At 56.8% G+C, this 17,273-nt stretch carries 12 protein-coding genes, 2 pseudogenes and 1 riboswitch; of the genes and pseudogenes, 9 read left to right on the plus strand and 5 right to left on the minus strand.

Annotated features, from left to right (window positions below; all coding sequences use genetic code 11):
- The first annotated feature begins 89 nt into the window (after positions 1-89).
- The 6 genes and pseudogenes from LOY33_RS12335 (at position 90) to LOY33_RS12360 (ending at position 6,909) form a co-directional block, all read left to right on the plus strand.
- Positions 90-794, plus strand: coding sequence for an ABC transporter permease (locus LOY33_RS12335; RefSeq protein WP_258662820.1), 705 nt, complete (start codon positions 90-92; stop codon positions 792-794).
- A gap of 4 nt (positions 795-798) precedes the next feature.
- On the plus strand, positions 799-2,346 hold the full coding sequence (locus LOY33_RS12340; protein WP_258662823.1) for an ABC transporter ATP-binding protein: 1,548 nt from the start codon (positions 799-801) through the stop codon (positions 2,344-2,346).
- A 1,055-nt stretch (positions 2,347-3,401) separates the two neighbouring features.
- A pseudogene (locus LOY33_RS12345) lies at positions 3,402-3,494 on the plus strand (transcriptional regulator); the annotation flags it as partial.
- A gap of 377 nt (positions 3,495-3,871) precedes the next feature.
- Positions 3,872-3,944: riboswitch (Fluoride riboswitch) on the plus strand.
- 275 nt (positions 3,945-4,219) lie between these two features.
- A pseudogene (locus tag LOY33_RS12350) lies at positions 4,220-5,355 on the plus strand (voltage-gated chloride channel family protein).
- Positions 5,352-5,687, plus strand: coding sequence for a hypothetical protein (locus tag LOY33_RS12355; RefSeq protein ID WP_258662824.1), 336 nt, complete (start codon positions 5,352-5,354; stop codon positions 5,685-5,687). Before LOY33_RS12350 ends, LOY33_RS12355 begins: the two are co-directional and overlap by 4 nt.
- A gap of 59 nt (positions 5,688-5,746) precedes the next feature.
- A protein-coding gene (locus LOY33_RS12360; RefSeq protein ID WP_088513810.1) for an IS3 family transposase occupies positions 5,747-6,909 on the plus strand; the annotation gives its coding sequence in 2 pieces (ribosomal slippage) (positions 5,747-5,999 and positions 5,999-6,909; 1,164 coding nt in all).
- A 392-nt stretch (positions 6,910-7,301) separates the two neighbouring features.
- Here the strand turns inward: LOY33_RS12360 and LOY33_RS12365 are convergent.
- The gene (locus tag LOY33_RS12365; protein WP_174369655.1) at positions 7,302-7,754 is read right to left on the minus strand and encodes a hypothetical protein; all 453 of its coding nucleotides are present in this window, start codon (positions 7,752-7,754) and stop codon (positions 7,302-7,304) included.
- A gap of 85 nt (positions 7,755-7,839) precedes the next feature.
- Here LOY33_RS12365 and LOY33_RS12370 point away from each other — a divergent pair, with 85 nt between their 5' ends.
- Positions 7,840-8,139, plus strand: coding sequence for a helix-turn-helix domain-containing protein (locus LOY33_RS12370; RefSeq protein WP_258662825.1), 300 nt, complete (start codon positions 7,840-7,842; stop codon positions 8,137-8,139).
- A gap of 525 nt (positions 8,140-8,664) precedes the next feature.
- Here LOY33_RS12370 and LOY33_RS12375 read toward each other — a convergent pair.
- Positions 8,665-10,014, minus strand: a complete 1,350-nt coding sequence (locus LOY33_RS12375; RefSeq protein WP_258662827.1) for a site-specific integrase — start codon at positions 10,012-10,014, stop codon at positions 8,665-8,667.
- 1,812 nt (positions 10,015-11,826) lie between these two features.
- On the opposite strand from LOY33_RS12375, the gene LOY33_RS12380 reads away from it, so the two are divergent.
- Both LOY33_RS12380 and LOY33_RS12385 read left to right on the plus strand, forming a co-directional pair.
- The gene (locus tag LOY33_RS12380; RefSeq protein ID WP_043862798.1) at positions 11,827-12,258 is read left to right on the plus strand and encodes an N-acetyltransferase; all 432 of its coding nucleotides are present in this window, start codon (positions 11,827-11,829) and stop codon (positions 12,256-12,258) included.
- A 53-nt stretch (positions 12,259-12,311) separates the two neighbouring features.
- Positions 12,312-12,812, plus strand: coding sequence for a DUF4019 domain-containing protein (locus LOY33_RS12385; RefSeq protein WP_058540192.1), 501 nt, complete (start codon positions 12,312-12,314; stop codon positions 12,810-12,812).
- Between the two features lie 174 nt (positions 12,813-12,986).
- Here LOY33_RS12385 and LOY33_RS12390 read toward each other — a convergent pair whose 3' ends face one another.
- The 3 genes from LOY33_RS12390 to LOY33_RS12400 all read right to left on the minus strand — a co-directional run bounded on the left by LOY33_RS12390 (position 12,987) and on the right by LOY33_RS12400 (position 17,265).
- Positions 12,987-13,391 carry a DUF2251 domain-containing protein gene (locus LOY33_RS12390; RefSeq protein ID WP_258662829.1) on the minus strand — a complete coding sequence of 135 codons (405 nt, stop codon included), beginning with the start codon at positions 13,389-13,391 and terminating at the stop codon, positions 12,987-12,989.
- A gap of 78 nt (positions 13,392-13,469) precedes the next feature.
- The gene (locus LOY33_RS12395; protein WP_043862795.1) at positions 13,470-14,189 is read right to left on the minus strand and encodes a TraX family protein; all 720 of its coding nucleotides are present in this window, start codon (positions 14,187-14,189) and stop codon (positions 13,470-13,472) included.
- A 37-nt stretch (positions 14,190-14,226) separates the two neighbouring features.
- Entirely contained in the window at positions 14,227-17,265 is a 3,039-nt protein-coding gene (locus tag LOY33_RS12400) for an FAD-binding and (Fe-S)-binding domain-containing protein (protein ID WP_258662832.1), read from the minus strand.
- Positions 17,266-17,273 lie beyond the last annotated feature (8 nt).

The raw sequence follows: 17,273 nt of genomic DNA on the forward strand, positions 1-17,273 counted from the left end.
CAGGAAGATCCTATCGCCAGGTAGGCCTGATACTGGTAACGCTGGTGGCTGTGCCAGCACTGATGGCACCTCTACTGTCTGGCGGTGACATGGGTAATGTGGTCGGAGCACCGTGGGCGGATGCCAGCCTGCAGCACCCGCTAGGCCTGGATAACTTGGGACGTGACATGGCCAATCGGCTGATGTGGTCTGCACGCACGTCGTTGTGTGTATCTCTGGTCGCCACCTTGTTGGCATTCGTAGTGGGAACGAGCCTGGGGGCGTTGGTCGCTGTCCGGGGACGGTGGGTGGAAAAGGTGGCTGACAGAGTGGTAGACCTGCTCATGGCACTGCCACCGCTGATCTTCGCCCTGGTCGTGCTCTCGATTGCTGGAACCTCGTTGGCATCGCTCGTCTTTACCGTTGCGATCATGTCAGCCACGCGATTCTTCAGGGTGTCCCGCACGCTAGCGGCCAGTGTGGTGGTGCAACCCTACTTCGAAATTGCCATCGCGCGAAAGGAGAGGCTGACCTGGCTCATCTTTCATGAAGTGTTGCCGAACATCGTCAAGCCGCTGTTGGCTCAAAGCGGATTGCAGTTGTGTTCTGCGCTGCTGCTCGTCGCATCGCTGGGCTTTCTGGGGTTCGGTTTGGCGCCTCCGTTGACCGACCTCGGCTCAGTAGTACGTGAAAACGCCCCTGCACTGGGCTTTGGACTCTGGGCACCTTTGTTTCCGGCGATCACCATCGCCTTGTTCATTTCTGGCATCAATCTGCTGATCGATGCTGTCTCGGGTACTCGGTCCAGGAGTTGATCAGTTGAGTGAGAACATATTGAGTGTTTCGGGTCTGACCGTTGAACGAATGGCGAGCAGCCCGCAATCTCGGGAACCTGTCACACGGTTGCTGGACGGCGTCAGTCTTTCATTACGCGCTGGAGAAGTCCTGGGTATTGTCGGCGGCTCGGGGGCCGGCAAATCCACGCTTGGCCGAGCTTTGCTCGGCTATGCACGCTCGGGTGTGCGCATCTCGGGCGGCGTGGTGACGTACCGAGGTCGTGATCTTCTGCAAATCCCCGAGCACGAACTGCGCGGAATTCGAGGCGGTGGCATCGCCTATATCGCGCAGAACCCGGCTGGCAGTTTCAACCCGGGCCTAACCATCGGCCGGCAGATCGTCGAGGTGCTCCGCAGACACCGCGCGCTGGATTCGAGATCCGCCAAGACTGAGGCGGCCAAGCTCTTGACGTCCCTCGAACTGCCGGACCCCCTGAAGTTCATGAAACGGTATGCCCACCAAGTGTCCGGCGGGCAGGCGCAGCGGGCGCTCATCGCGATGGCGCTGGCCGGTGGGCCATCCTTGCTGGTGCTGGATGAACCGACCACCGCGCTGGATCCAACGACGCGGGCGACGGTGGTGGCATTGATCACTTCGGTCATCCGCTTGCATGGCACTGCGGCAATCTACATCTCTCATGATCTGGAAGTGGTCAATGCCATTGCGGATAGGATCATACGTCTGGAAAAGGGCGTGTTGATGAGCGAACAGGATGTCGCTGCGTTGATGGAAGAGCATGCCATGCCTAGGCCGTCGCGGTTGCAATCCAGGGTGAAACAATTGCCAGAAGCGCTGCTCGAGGTGACCGACATCCGTGCAGGGTTCGCAACTGCGCAAGAGATATTGCGGGGCGTATCACTGACACTGCGACCGGGCGCCATCGTCGGCCTCGTAGGGCAATCCGGAGGCGGGAAAAGTACCCTGGCCAGGATCATCTGTGGACTTCATCCCGATTACGAAGGCCATGTCTCGCTCTCTGGACAACGGCTCGACCCGTCCATAAAGCGACGCGCTGCAGAACAGGCACGGCGAGTACAGATGGTGTACCAGTCAGCTGAAATGGCCATGAATCCCCAGCATACGGTCGAGAAGATCATCGGGCGCGTAGTGCACCGTCACTTCGGGCTCGACCGCAAAGCCGTCACGGCTCAGACCGTCACGCTTCTGCAAAAGGTCGGGCTGGACGGTAGCTTTCTTTCACGCACGGCCCGGGAAATGTCCGGTGGCCAACTTCAGCGTATAGGTATCGCCCGTGCCCTCGCGGCCAGGCCTGAGCTGATCGTTCTCGATGAAGTGACATCGGCGCTGGATGTGCAGACCGCGCGCGGCATTCTTCGCTTGCTGCGCACATTGAGCGAACGTGAGGGGGTGGCCTACCTGTTCATCAGCCATGATATGAGCGCGGTGATCGAGCTTTGTGATGAGGTCGCAGTGCTGGATAACGGTGCTGTGGTCGCCGTCGGGGAGCCTCGTTCGGTACTCGGCTGCGCTGCGCTGCAAGACCCTCGCAGCGTGGCAACCGTCGCCTGATCCAACGCTTTCGCGAGCAAGCCCGCGCCCACAGGGGGGCTGTAAGGCAAAAATCTTTGGGCTGCGCAGAAAGCCTCTGTGTCCGGCCTTGTGTCGCGAAAGGGTCACAAAACAGACGACCAAGTCTTGACTGACCGGCATTGCCCTGGGCACCCCGTCAGCACCGGAGAGATTTTTAAGGTGTCGGGGGAGGGCACAGGCCGAGGCGCCGTTGGCAATCCAGGGGGCTGAATGCGCCTGGGCCTAGCGCGCGGGCGTCAACCCATAGCGTGGGCCCTGCGTAGTCGAGCAACTCCTTCGTGGTCCTCATCGAGTTTGCCGCGCCCTCCAACCTGCTGGAGATCGGTCCGGAAGGGAATTCGCTGCCGGACACTCGCACGTGAGACCATTTGCTGATGTGAAGACCTGACGCTTCGAAATCGTCCAAGACTCTACTTTAAATGGGAAAATCTTTTTCACTGAGGTGGTAGGCGGGTATGTTTTGATTTATCAAAATTAGACTAAATAACAGTGCAATCATGTTTATGAGTTTCACAATAATAAGTTACTCGCGCAATGTTTCGTTTATCTTAGCTATATTAAAACCTGCTATCCCGGCTGTTAAATTTCTTGGCGGTATAGCGAGGGCTTTCTACGTTCTGCTGTCAGATCTAAGTATGTTGAATTATGCATGTCGCGACCTCAACGGCTATGGGCCACACAAATCATTATTGCGATGGCGGGGTAGTGTTAGTATATCAGTGAAATAGCGACGCCTGCCTTCCCGTGTTACGGCGGCGATTGAGATTCCTGAGTTCGGTCTTTTTTCTATCCGATATAATGGAGGTCGAATTTCTTTTTAATGGGCCGGGCTACAGTGAAAATAATAGAAAACCAGCACTCCAAAAGATCTGGCAAGCTATAAGTGCTGGTGAAAGTTATACTCAGCTGTCCTAATAGATACGATTTTTTGCGGTTTTTTTGATTAGTTTTTTTGTTGGTTGTGGATGGGTTGCACCCGGTTGACATGCTAAGCAAGCTGATGAATGTTTGGACCTACCCTGAAGGACAAACTCATGTCTAAACTCGCTGAATTTCGTGCCCTTGAGCAAAAGCTTGCGGCGCAGCTGGCCGAGCTGGATAGCTTGAAAAATGACAACGCTCTTAAGCTCATTCACCCGACGGAAGCCGCGTCTGGCGTCTATGGGGCCAAACAGAGAAGGTGAGCGGCAGCTATCGACCCATGCCAGTCGCTAAAATAACGGGTTTAGTGAGCGCGACGCGCACTCTGTGGGAGCGGGCGTGCCCGCTTCCACAAAGATTGCTGTTCGGCTGACCGGCAGCATGGGTCGATTGCAGCCGGTCATCGATGACCTGTTCCGACCCAAAGCAGCCCTCAGGAAGGGCAGGATTCAGCCAGAAGCAGGCGCTTAAATTCATAAGCGAGATGCGCCTCCACGTTTCTGGCGCTCATCACGATCTCTGGGATCGCTAAGCCCCTCTACCTCGTAACAAAGTTTTACATCTCATGGAGAGGCCTATATGATCGGGTGCTGGAGATGGCATTCCTCCACTTACCAACCGCTGCGCCTATAGCAGCTGATGATGCCTACAGACGCCTGATCAAGACAGGTCTGTAGGCGTTCGCGCGCAGAATCCCCCTTTTTTGGTCAGGCCCACTTTCTTTTGTGTGGCTGATCTCATGTCAAAACTCAGAAAACCCGAACAACTCGATCTGCTTCCCTATATCGGGAAATGGCTGGTGCTTGCCAGTGCCGTGGCGCTTCTGGCGGGATCGGCATCCGCGCTGTTTCTGTTCTCCCTCGATCACGCGACCCAATGGCGCGAAAGCCACCGCTGGGCCATCTGGCTGCTTCCCCTTGCAGGCTTTGCGGTGGGGCTGGTTTACCACCTGATCGGCAAGCCGGTAGACGCGGGCAACAACCTGTTGATCGACGAGATTCACGATCCGAAGAAAACCGTGCCCTTGCGCATGGTGCCGCTGGTGCTGGCGGGTACGCTGATCTCGCATCTGTTTGGCGCATCGGTCGGACGCGAAGGCACCGCCGTGCAAATGGGTGGCGCGCTGGCCGATCAGATTACTCACCTGTTTCGCCTACGCCGCGAAGATCGCCGAATCATGCTCATGGCAGGCATCAGCGCAGGTTTCGCTTCGGTCTTCGGCACACCGCTGGCCGGAGCAATATTTGGCCTCGAAGTGCTCGCCATCGGCCGCATGCGCTACGACGCGTTGTTCCCGTGCGTGGTCGCCGCCATCGTCGCTGATCAGGTCGGGCTGCTCTGGGGCGTTGCACACACTCACTACATCATCGGCGAAATCGCGCCCGTGCAGTTCTGGACAGTGATGGCAGTGGTCGCCGCCGGCATCGTGTTCGGGCTCGCGGGGCTGCTGTTCGCCACCGCCACCCATACCCTTGGGGCGTGGATAAAGAGGCTGATTCCCTACTCGCCCTTTCGTCCCGTACTCGGAGGGATCTTGGTAGCCACGGCGGTGTGGGCACTGGACGCTTATCAGTATATCGGCCTGGGCATCCCGAGCATCGTTCAGTCCTTTGCAGCCCCCGTGGCCCCCTGGGACTGGCTTGGCAAACTTGCGTTTACCGTAGCCTCACTCGGTACAGGCTTTAAAGGTGGCGAGGTCACGCCGTTGTTCTACATGGCGCGACGCTGGGCAATGCCCTTGCGCCGCTGTTGCACCTGCCGTTCTCGATGCTTGCTGGCATCGGCTTCGTCGCTGTCTTTGCCAGCGCCGCAAACACCCCGCTGGCGACCATTGTCATGGCCATGGAGCTGTTCGGCCCCGATATCGCCCCTCTTGCCGCGATTGCTTGTATCGCCAGCTACCTGGTGTCGGGCCATACCGGCATCTATCACGCCCAGCGCGTGGGTCAAAGCAAGCATCGTGGTGTCCTGCCCGCTGATATCCGTCTTTCGGAGATCAAGACCTTTCACGCACAGCGCAACGATGCGAGCACAGCCAACCCGGTCGTCGAGGATAAGCAGAAATGAGTGAGTCAAAACCGAATCGCTTAACCCTGTTGCAGCTGTATTTTCCAAGTGCGAGCCGTGCTCGTGTGACCCGCTTCTGGCACCGATTCAGTGCTCCTACACTCGCCCAACACCTGTTGAGGGTGGCCACTGCGGCGAAAATCGAGCAGGTGATTCTACGCACTGTGGCAGCAGGCTATCTGCCTGGTCAGCGCTTTTCGCATTATCACCCTGAGCTTGGCGGGATGCGTCATCCTCAATGCCTGGAATTGCTGGATACCGAGGATCGGTTACGTGCCTTCCTGAGGGATCACTCCGAGGAGCTGCGCAAAGTTCGTGCAGTCCTGATGTAGTGGTCTAATGAAACCGGACACCCATTTAGGCGAGAATGCTCGCCATAGAGAGGTGTCTGATGACCAAGCAACGTCGTACCTTTACCCCTGAGTTCAAGCGCGAGGCTGCGTGCCTGGTGCTCGACCAAGGCTACAGCCATATCGAAGCCGCCCGTTCGCTCGGATTGGTCGAATCGGCGCTTCGTCGATGGGTGAGCCAGCTTCAGCAAGAACGTAGCGGTGTTACTCCCACCAGCAAGGCTCTGACACCTGAGCAGCAAAAAATCCAGGAACTCGAAGCCCGTATCAATCGGCTAGAACGGGAAAAATCGATCTTAAAAAAGGCCACCGCGCTCTTGATGGCCGAGGAACACGAGCGTTCGCGTTAATCGATCAACTGCGGGCTCAAGAGCCTGTTGATCTGTTGTGCTCGGTATTTGATGTCACCCGATCTTGCTACTACGCGTACTGCCGGAAACGTCGGTATCCGGATGCCGAACGAGTAGTCTTGCGTAGCCGCGTGAACGAGTTGTTTACGCAAAGCCGAAGCGCTGCGGGCAGCCGGAGCATCATGCTGATGATGAAAGAGGACGGCATGCAGATCGGGCGATTCAAGGTACGTAGGTTGATGCGCGAGCTGAACTTGATCAGCAAACAGCCGGGCTCCCATGCCTACAAAAAGGCTACCGTGGAGCGGCCTGATATCCCGAACGTGCTTGATCGCGGGTTCAGCGTGGCATCCCCGAACACAGTCTGGTGCGGTGACATTACGTACGTCTGGGCTGAAGGCCAATGGCACTATCTGGCGGCTGTCATCGACCTTTGTGCCCGGCGTGTTGTAGGTTGGGCGTTCTCAGCCAAGCCTGATGCCGACCTGGTGATCAAGGCATTGGATATGGCCTATGAGCAGCGTGGCCGGCCTCAGAATGTGCTGTTTCACAGCGACCAGGGCAGCCAATACGGCAGCCGAAGTTTCCGCCAGAGACTATGGAGATACCGCTTCACGCAGAGCATGAGTCGGCGCGGCAACTGCCACGACAACGCGCCGATGGAGCGGCTATTTCGCAGCCTGAAGACTGAATGGATACCGACGGTGGGCTACATGAGCGCTGTGCTGGCACAGCAAGATATCAGTCGGTTTTTGATGGAGCGGTACAACTGGCGGCGACCGCATCAATTCAACGAAGGGCTACCGCCTGCGGTCGCAGAGGAAAAACTCAATTCAGTGTCCGGGATCAGTTGACCACTACACTTGCTTCTTCAGATCTCCGAATGGCCAGCCTCTCTTCTACTTTGCAACACGTTTCCTGCAAGTTTCCCAAGGGGTTCAGCATCTCTCCCAGCAGCTTCCGCACGCGAGAGAAATCTTCCTCTTCGCAGGCTGAAAATGTCAGATTCCAAGATCGCTCTGGCATCTTGGGTGAACTGCGAAATTTGCTTCCACTTTGCCGACTTCGCTTTACGTCGCCCCTTCATCTGCTCCTCGCGTCAGTAACCTGGCCTGAAGAATTGATAGATCTGGAACTGATCACAGCTCGTCCCCACGCGGAAAACCCAATGCCCTGGGATATTTACCAAGCGGCCTCCAATGCCCGTGAATGCTGCTGTCAGTGGAGGAGAGGCCTCACAAGCATTTCACTTTTGACTGAGGAGATCATTAGTGGAGTCGAACAGGACATGACTTGTTGAAAAGCCTTGGGGGTCGTGGCTTCCGTTCAAAAAGTAGCTATGGCCGCCCTTGACCTCGTATTGCAGTTCAAAGTCATTGGTGCCCCCTGAGCTGAGCACACTCAATTTCTCAAGTTTCTCCATCATCCATCGAGCTTGCCCGTTGGTATGTGGTGGCGTTACCAGCATCACCTCATCAAGCCATGTGTGGCTGGATTGACAATCGACGAGATCTCGAAGCTCTTGGGCATGATGGACCATCATCATGGACGTTGAGACCTGACTCCCTGACTTGCGGCTCACCTGAAGATAGAACCATGGGTGAATCAGCTCCTGCTCAACGCATCGCCATAGCTGGCTGTGACCATGACCCTCAAGCCCTTCGATTACCATTTCAGTGTGGCGATAGGTAGTGAACATCGGCAAGCCCTCAAAATGAACACTATAGATTGTAGCCCTATAGGATTCGATAGCGCTTCATCGTTCCTTTTGTGGGAACGTAAAATTGGAACTCAGTATCGCGTTCGGCCTTGCGCTCAAAAAGGTTCGAAACAGTAGAAATCTCACGCAAGAAGATTTCTCTACCGTGAGCAGCCGCACGTATCTCAGCTCACTGGAACGAGGCCTGAAAAGCCCTACGCTGGAGAAAATCAATCAGCTAGCGGGTACGCTCGACGTTCACCCGCTCACCATCCTCGTAGCCACATACGTCGCGCGGGACGCCAACCTGGACATTGAGGGTCTTTTTCAGAGAATCAAAGATGAATTGGCTGGGATGAGCTCTTTCCAAGACCTCTCTCAATGATGCGCTAGCGCCTCTCGCTGAACCTGTGATGAGTGAGCGCATGCTATCGCTGGGCATGGAGGTCTTTGAGGGTACGGCGTGAGCAAAAGGGGCAGGGCAGAGGTACATCGTTGGTTACCACCAGAGTGAGAGGCATAAGATCTGCCGGGTGCCTGGTGTGCCGGGATACACTGTTGACGCAGCCTTGCCTGTTCCACGTTCTTCGGCAAGCGGCAGACTGCCGAAAACCTTGGCTGCCTGCTCAAGAACCTTGGCGAATTGAAAGGCTATTGCGCTCTGCGCGTCGGCGCAAGTGATCAGCATAATTGAATGCCAGGCTTGGGATACGAGTAGCGAAGACCGTACACTGCATGAACGGATGCTGGCCCAGCGTGACCTGTTACCCAACGATGCTACTCCTTGAGGTAAGCCAATGCTTGGAAAAAGCAATCCTCACACAGGTGCAGTTCATAGCGCTCCCCATCCAGGACGGAGCGTAGGTTAGCCAAAGTGAAGAGGTAGACGACCACGGTAATCGCCATCTATTCAGAGATCACGATCTACAATGCTCAAATCTTTGTTGGACCGGTGACGTTGTTCGTCAATGCTGTGGTAGTAATTGTTCACCGTAGTGGACAAGCTTTCGTGACGCAAATCAGCCTGCAGGTCTTTATCATTACGAACTTTTGCATCGAAGGTTGCTGAGGTATGACGTAGCCAATGGGTCGAGGCAGAACGTAGGGCATCTATCTCGTCCTCAGTTCGATCTTCCTCCTTCATTCGGCTTAGGGCCTCATCAAAGACACTCTGCACCAAAACACGAATATGTCCTTCAGACAATCCTTCTCGTCCATGATGAGCGCGGAGTAGGGGTGTTGCATCATCCGAGGTGGGGGTAGCAGTTAAGCCTAGATAATGACGGTACCGACGCATCCAGACATCGATATATTCATTTTTAACGCTAATCTTGGCAATTTTGTTACCCTTGCCGATTACGTGAAACCACCAGGCGCCGGATGAGTCCTTCCGGAAATCACTCATCAAAGGTTGCCAGTTATCACGACCGGCTAAGTCAGAGATACGGAGGTACATCGAAAAGATTGTTGAGATGATGAATAAGGTGCGCTCATGCTTATCCGGATCAGAGCTCGCCATGCCCTCAGCCGTATCAAGAACGTAGCTCCATTGGAGTGGAGTCAAAGATTTAGCTTTTTGAGTCCCGGAAACACGCTGCTTATACTTGGATTTCTGCTTAATGGCTCGAATGGGGTTAACGCTTTCAGTCAGGCCTTCATCAGTACAGAATTGGAAGAAGCTACCGCATACCGCAAAGATTTGGGCGATCGAGTCTTGAGCCAGCTTGCGTGACTGCGGCTCAAGCTCGCGCAGTGTCTCTTTTGCAATTTTCGCGGATCTTTTACTGGTGGTAAAGAAAAAAGGACGCCATTGAGGATTGGCAATATACGTGTCTGTGTCTTTAGCCTTGCGGCCTCCGATGCGCTTGAATCGGGCCTTGACGATTGGACCGATCCACTCAGCCGGAGGCTTGATGCAAAACTCCATGAAACGTTCGCCATCCTGGCGTTTCATCTCCAGCAGCGGTTTTTTTGCCACGATGAGACACCACAGAAGCATTCGTTCCACATGGGTGCGGTAGGAATTGAAAGTCGCTTGGTTACCACCGTACGATCGGAGAAAACTGCGGACAGCTAGATATCCCTCAAATGGCTGAAGGGCTTCAGGGAATGACTTGAGAAACTCGAGGACTGGAGGCTGCTCAGCACTCAAATTGCTATGGTTTAACTCTTGAAACCGGTCGTGGGTTTCAAAAAGCGGAAATGGAGAAACTGCAGTAGCCATTGGAAATCCCGGGATGGATGCTAGTGAATCGTACATCTGAACCTCCGGTGCTGCAATATTCGGTTCTGACAATTATCGAATATTGCAGCACTCAGAATGAGTTACCTCAACTACTCCGTTGAGGCGCCGGAGCGCAACGGACGGAAATCCGATCGGGACCATGCTTGATCTTCCGCTAGCGCGGCATCGCGCGCACCAGCGCCCTTCAGAATTGCAAAAGGGGCAGTCCTGAGCTGAAGGCATCGCTCTTTAATGACACCACTGGCTTCCATCTTGTCAGCAATAAGTGCGAAGAAAACGTTAACAAGTTCTCGAATTTGTCGAGCGCTGAGCCCAGGCCTTCCGTATGAGGTCTCTAACAGAGCGACGTCCTCTTTATCTGTAGGGAATGGAGGCAGTCCGCGGCTTAACCGATAACGCTCCAGGTACGGTAGGAGACCTAGCGGAACTCGAGTAGGAGTTATCTCGTGCACGCAACTATCTAACTTGAACCACCATACATCGCGACGCTTAAAAAAAGAGGTCATTAACGGGGCTTGCCGATTGCTACCTCCTAAGTCCGAAATACGGACGCGTAAGTGGTATGCGCACATAATTATAAACAGTGCTCGCTCATGCCTCTGATCTTCATCAGCTAACGCAACTGCAAGCTGGCTTGCAAACTGCCACAGATCAAAAGCCAAAGCTGGTCTGGGTGCACGAAAGGGTTTCTCGCGCTTTGAGTGCACTGAATTTAGGACTGCAACTGGATTGACGAAAGCGTTCCCAGTAGCCAGCAGGTAATTATAAAGAGAGCTGCATATTCGGAGTAGCTGTACTATAGAGCTGTTTGACATCGAGAGTGATCGCGCATTGTTGAAGGGTCGCCAATTTTCGTTGAATGATATTCCGTCCTCCCCATTCACGAAGCGTTTCCGGGGGCACGCTGTTTGCCAGTTGTCAGGCGGCATCTTATTAAAAGCAATAAAGTCTTTAATCTCCAGGACCGACAGATCAAGAATTGACTTATTTGCTACTAGCCAGCTCCAGAGCAAAAGACGCTCAGCAGACTGCCTGTAAGATAAGAACGTGCTTTGCTCATCCGTGTATTGAGCTAAGAAGCCGCGAACCAAAGTAAAGTCAGTCAAATATCTTTCAGGGGCGAGCAGATTTTGAAGGAAATCCGAAACAGGCGCGTAGTGCTCCAGAAAATCCTGCAGAGGAATCTCCACGGACATACGGTCATTAAATATTGGGCGAGGATGCATTCGGGCGTACCGCATAACTGGGACTGATCTTTACGTTAAGTTGACATCTTCGGCGCGTCAAGAACGCGTTTGTTCAAGCGGATGTAATCGGTAAATTCCACTCATTACCAGTGATGAGCGGAAAAAAATTTGGATGATTTTTTTGCTACCATTGTCACTCGAACCCCCGTGATACAGCGCCTCCAGTGCGACAGCGCCGGAAAGCTATCGATTAATAAGTGGACAAGGTATGACGCGAACATGGTTCGTTTCGCCATTAATGGGTGGAAAATCTGTAGATGCAGCCGGGCCGAAGGGTGATTCCACTCAATAACTACGGTTTCAAGTGGTACAGATTATGAGGGCGAACGAAAAAACCATTGAAATCAGGTGGTTGCTTGAGAGAGCGCCATTCCATTCATTAAGTGACGGTCACACAACGTGAACTTACCAACGCTACACATGATTTAACATAATATACATTATGCGTACTTACGTATCATCCGCTCAAGACTACGCCAGGCCAGATTTCAACCCTGAGCCCCCCGTGCTTTCCCACCACGAATCGCTTTGCGGCATACTCACAAGCTTTGCACCGCTTGCACGCACTTCAAGGGACGACATGGTAAGAACATTTGAACCGCAAGACATGGAACGCGTCCTCGACATCTGGTTACGCGCTTCGATCAAGGCCCATGACTTTATCGACGCGTCGTATTGGCAATCCAATGTCGTGGCAATGCGCGAACTCTATATCCCTGCATCACAGACAATTGTCATCGAAGACAAATCGGCGGTTCAGGGATTTTGCTCGTTGCTGGACAACCAACTGGCGGCACTGTTCGTGGACCCTGACCAGCAAGGCCGCGGACTGGGTCGTCAATTGCTCGAACACGTCAAATCGTTGCGTACCGAATTGAGCCTGGGGGTTTACAAGGAGAATTCACGCAGCATCGCTTTTTACCAGTCCCAGGGTTTTACAGTGATCAAGGAGCAGATTGATCCGCAGACAGGCCATGCCGAGTACCTGATGAGCTACAAGAGCCACCTTTAAACGTCTGGACGCCACATTCGTCCGTTGGACCCCTCAACCTTCGAGGTTTTTGCATGAAGCAATGTTTCGCCGTTCTAAGCAGCCTGTTACTGATTGCTGGTTGCGATGTTTCATTCAACACAAACGCCAGCGGTACACAGGCGTCCGCAGTCGTAGTCTCCGATCCAGGCTCTGCGCAACAGCAACGCCTGGTGGTCGATACCGCTGTGCAGTTCCTGATGTTGCTCGATGCCGGAAGAACCGACATGACCTGGGCCACAGCGGGCTCCGCGCTCAAGGCAACCACGACCGAGTCGAACTGGGTAAAAGGCATCGGGACGTTGCGCATGGGCCTGGGCGAGCTGAAGCAACGTGATCGAGCACAGATCACCTTCACCAAACAGCTGCCTGATGCGCCGCCTGGGCATTACGCTGCAGTTCAGACCCAATCGGCCTTTTCGAACCTCACCGTCACCGAGGCTGTGCTGCTGGCTGAAGAAAACGAACAGTGGCGCGTTGTCGGCTACAACCTCAGTAAAACCGTCGAAGTTGCTGCAAAAATGCGGCTCTTCTAGTTGCGTTGGTGAGGTTGGATTCGCAGCGGATCAAGGATGCCCCTGCTCCCCGCTAAACTAGCCTTTTCTTATAACTCAACTAAAGGACTATTTAGTTGAGTTATATTGAAATGTGGAAAGCAGCTGGTCACGCCTACCTGTACCCTGCCCCCTCCTGGTCAATTTGCTGCCTCATCAGGCAAACAATTTCAGCGCATCGTCATTCCACTCATGGCCCTGCTCCGACCAGCCGTTACCCACAGGTGGTGGAAATGCGGTATGGCAATAGCCCTGCTTGCCCGTGAAATCAAACACAGCATGAGGGCGATCGTTGATCAGCAATACCGCCTTGCTATGGTCCATGGACCAGCCGACCTTCACTGTCGAAGGCTTTTGCCGATCAGTTACCTCGTCCACGTTGTAGATGTGCAACGCATCCTGGATCGGGTTCTCGGTAGCCGTGGTGTCAAGTGCATAGAAGTAGCCGGTCTCCTCGTCGTCCTCGAACACCACAACAAAGGCCCCCTCCTGTGCGGGCGCCTCGACTACAGTGGCTTGGCCTACGATGAGTTCCTGCTCTGCTGCGAGGTAGATGGGCATGCGAACGGTCCTTGTCACCGAATAAAAAGAAGGCGCGAATGATGCCTAGCCTTGCGTAGTGCTCGCAAGGCCCGGCACTCACATAAGTTTGCGTATGACCTGCAGCGCGCCAAGATGCACCGGGTAGAACCAGTACGCCCAATGGCGTACCGGCCAGATGCCGGTGGTGAGAGGCATGCGTAACAGCCACAGGCCGAACAGCGGTGCAAGGAACGCGGTGCCGAGTACCGCCAGTGAGTAGGCGTCCACTTCCATCGCCCTCGCCCACAAACTGCTGCGGGTATTGACCGCCACGCTGAGCAAGGCCGGCACCAGCCATATCGGCCCCGGCCGCTTGATGGCCAACAGCAGGGCCGCCGGCAGCAGGCAGCCGAGAAATCCGTACATCAGCCGCTCGTCCAGCCAGGCGGCCGCAACAGCGGCGCCCACGGCCAAGGCGGCACTGAGCGTGTTGCGATGCTGAAAGCCCCAGGCAATCAGCAGCCCGAGGGTCAGGGTGAACATCACATTGAGGGTGCCCAGCGCACTGATGGGGCGGTACACCCCTTCGGATATCACGCTGAACACCAGCATCCAGCCCAGGTAGCGCGTGTTGCTTTGGCTGAGCAACTGGCCAGGGCGCGAACGCGCGACGTTGGCGGCGATCGCCAGGCAAAACAGCGGGAACGCCAGCCGTCCGGGTATGAACAGGGCGTGGGCGTCGGGCCACAACAGGCGCAGATGATCCAACAGCATGGTCAGCATGGCCAGCCACTTGATCAGGTCCAGCGGGATATCGCGCCGTGTCGCTACAGTCATGGCTCCTCGTTTGGGTCAATGGAAGGCCAGGCCATCATCACACTTGCCGGGCTACCCGCGCCAGCAACACCTCAAGCGGGTGCTGCAACCCCTGCCCCTCCTGGCGCTTGACCTGGCTGCGGCACGAATAACCATCGGCCAGCAACCGGCCACCCTGCCCATGCCGGGCCACGATCGGTTGCCAGGACTGCTGGTAGATGATCGCGGAGGTGGCCACGTTGCGGGTCTCGTGACCATAGGTACCGGACATCCCGCAGCAACCGCTCGCAAGCACCTGAAGCTTGAGCCCCATGCGTTCGAACACCTTCTGCCACAGCGCGATCGCCGCCGGCTCGTTGGTCTTTTCGGTGCAGTGCGGCAGGAACTGGTAGACCTCTTCGTCGACCACCGCTGGCGATTCGGGCAGCACCGACGCCAGCCACTCCTGTGGCAAAGCCACGGTCGGGGCACCGTCGTTGCCCAGGGTCTTGCGGTATTCCTGGCGATATACCAGGGTCATCGCCGGGTCCAGGCCCACCAGGGGTACGCCCGAGGCCTGCAACAGCAGCAGCGACTTGGCGTTGAACTGCGCAGCCTTGGCGAACGCCCCCAGAAAGCCCTGCACCTGCAACGGCTTGCCATTGGGTGCAAACGGTGCCAGGTACACCTGGTAGCCGAGGCGGCTGATCAGTTCCAGCCACTGGGCTGCCAGAGGCGTTTCGAAGAAGCGGGTGAACGCGTCCTGCACCAGGATCACGCTGCGCTTGCGTTGTTCGTCGGACAACGCGGCCAGGGCGCCCACACTTGCCTGCTTGACGTTCCAGCGCTTGCACTCGGCTTCGAAGTCATGGGTGCTCAGCAGCGGGCTGTCGACCATGCCGGCCATGTGCTGCAGCACGTAGCGCACCGGTGTGGCGGCCATGATCGCGTTGTACAGTCGCGGCAAGCGCGCCAGGTGCGGGATGCTGAACTCCAGCGAGCCGATCAGGTAGTCCTTCATCGGGCGCAGGTAACGACTGTGGTACAGCTCCAGAAAGCGCGAGCGAAACTCCGGTACGTTGACCTTGATCGGGCATTGCCCTGCGCACGACTTGCACGCCAGGCAACCGGACATCGCCTCGTACACCTCATGGGAGAAGTCCTTGCGCCCTGCCAGGCGTGCCAGGGAGTTCCAGGTGCGCTGCGCTACACCGGTTACCCTGCCCGCTCCCGCCAGGTTCAGCACGTCCACCCCCGCCTCGCCCTGGCGGCGCAGCCATTCGCGAATCAGCGAGGCACGGCCCTTGGGCGAGTGGATGCGGTTGCGCGTGGCCTTCCACGACGGGCACATGGCGTCGTTGGGGTCGAAGTTGTAGCACGCGCCGTTGCCGTTGCAGTGCACGGCGCTTTCATAGTGTTGCCACACGCGCTCGTCGATGGTGCGGTCCAGGTCGCCGCGCAAGGTAACCGCGTCCACCTCGGTCAGGCGCGCCGTCGGCACGCTCGACGGGGTGGCGATCTTGCCAGGGTTGAGCTGGTTGAACGGGTCGAACGCGGCCTTGAGGTCCTGCAGCGCCGGGTACAGCTCACCGAAGAAGTCCGGCACGTACTGCGAGCGCAGGCCCTTGCCGTGCTCGCCCCACAGCAGGCCCCCGTACTTGTGCGTAAGCGCCGCGACGGCGTCGGAAATCGGCCGGATCAGCTGGGCCTGGGCCGGGTCCTTCATGTCCAGGATCGGCCGCACGTGCAGCACGCCGGCATCCACATGGCCGAACATGCCGTACTGCAGGCCGTGGCTGTCGAGCAAGGCGCGAAACTCGAAGATGTAGTCGGCAAGGTTCTCCGGCGGCACGGCGGTGTCTTCCACAAAGGGCTGCGGGCGTGCCTCGCCCTGCACGTTGCCCAGCAGACCGACCGAGCGCTTGCGCATGGTGTACACCTGGTTCACCGCCTGGGCACCCACCGCCAGGGTATGGCCCAGGCGCACCACCGAGGTGTCGCGCTGCAGGTGCTGGATGAAGGCGTCGACGGTCTGTTCAAGGGCATCCAGGTCGTCGCCGCTGAACTCGATCAGGTTGATGCCCAGGGTCTGGGTGTCGGGGTGCGGCGGGAAGTACTGGGCCACGCCGTGCCACACGATGTCCTTCATCGCCAGCATCAATACCTTGGAGTCCACCGTCTCGATCGACAGCGGGCTGTGCGCCATCAGCGCCTTGGCGTCGCGCAGTGCATCCATGAACGCGGCGTACTGCACGTTGACCAGGATCGAGTGTTTGGGGATGGGCAGCACATTGAGCCTGGCCTCGACGATGAAGCCCAGCGAGCCTTCCGAACCGCACAGCACGCTGTTGAGGTTGAAGCTGTCCGGGGTTTCGCGCAGGTGCGCCAGGTCGTAGCCGGTCAGGCAGCGGTTGAGCTTGGGGAAGATCGCCTCGATCAGCGCCGCCTTGCCGTCGGCAATGGCCTGGGCGCAGCGATAGACTTCGCCGACCTTGTCGGTACGGGCGGTACAGGCCTGCAACTGCGGGTTGTCGATCGGTGCGGTGTCCAGGCGAGCGCCACCCAGCAGCACGGTGCTCAGTTCGAGCACGTGGTCGCGGGTCTTGCCATAGGTGCAACTGCCCTGCCCGCTGGCATCGGTGTTGATCATGCCGCCCACGGTGGCACGGTTGGAGGTGGACAGTTCCGGCGCGAAGAACAGGCCGTGGGGCTTGAGCGCGGCGTTCAGCTGGTCCTTGACCACCCCGCTCTGCACCCGCACCCAGCGCTGCTCGACGTTGATCTCGAGGATGTTGTTCATGTGCCGCGACAGGTCGACGATGATCCCGTCGGTCAACGACTGGCCATTGGTACCGGTACCGCCGCCACGCGGCGTGAGCACCACCGAGCGATGCTGCGGCTGGGCGACCAGGCGTGCCAGCAACTCGACATCCTGCGCGTCACGGGGGAACACGGCCGCCTGGGGCAGGCGCTGGTAGATGGAGTTGTCGGTGGCCAGCACGGTACGCAGGCCCATGTCGCGCGCGACCTCGCCCCTGAAGCCCTCGCTCTGCAGTGCATCGAGAAAACGCTGGTAATGGCTGGCGGGGACACGGTCGGGGGCAAGCAGAGCAATCATGACAAGGG

The sequence above is a fragment of the Pseudomonas sp. B21-036 genome, from assembly GCF_024748925.1.
GTDB lineage: Bacteria > Pseudomonadota > Gammaproteobacteria > Pseudomonadales > Pseudomonadaceae > Aquipseudomonas > Aquipseudomonas palmensis.

Excerpts from the sequence above, each read along its gene's own strand:
- LOY33_RS12335 (WP_258662820.1), top strand. The coding sequence starts at position 90 with ATGGGTAATGTGGTCGGAGCACCGTGGGCGGATGCCAGCCTGCAGCAC.
- LOY33_RS12400 (WP_258662832.1), bottom strand. The coding sequence starts at position 17,265 with ATGATTGCTCTGCTTGCCCCCGACCGTGTCCCCGCCAGCCATTACCAG.
- LOY33_RS12395 (WP_043862795.1), bottom strand. The coding sequence starts at position 14,189 with ATGACTGTAGCGACACGGCGCGATATCCCGCTGGACCTGATCAAGTGG.
- LOY33_RS12365 (WP_174369655.1), bottom strand. The coding sequence starts at position 7,754 with ATGTTCACTACCTATCGCCACACTGAAATGGTAATCGAAGGGCTTGAG.
- LOY33_RS12385 (WP_058540192.1), top strand. The coding sequence starts at position 12,312 with ATGAAGCAATGTTTCGCCGTTCTAAGCAGCCTGTTACTGATTGCTGGT.
- LOY33_RS12390 (WP_258662829.1), bottom strand. The coding sequence starts at position 13,391 with ATGCCCATCTACCTCGCAGCAGAGCAGGAACTCATCGTAGGCCAAGCC.
- LOY33_RS12375 (WP_258662827.1), bottom strand. The coding sequence starts at position 10,014 with ATGTACGATTCACTAGCATCCATCCCGGGATTTCCAATGGCTACTGCA.
- LOY33_RS12380 (WP_043862798.1), top strand. The coding sequence starts at position 11,827 with ATGGTAAGAACATTTGAACCGCAAGACATGGAACGCGTCCTCGACATC.
- LOY33_RS12355 (WP_258662824.1), top strand. The coding sequence starts at position 5,352 with ATGAGTGAGTCAAAACCGAATCGCTTAACCCTGTTGCAGCTGTATTTT.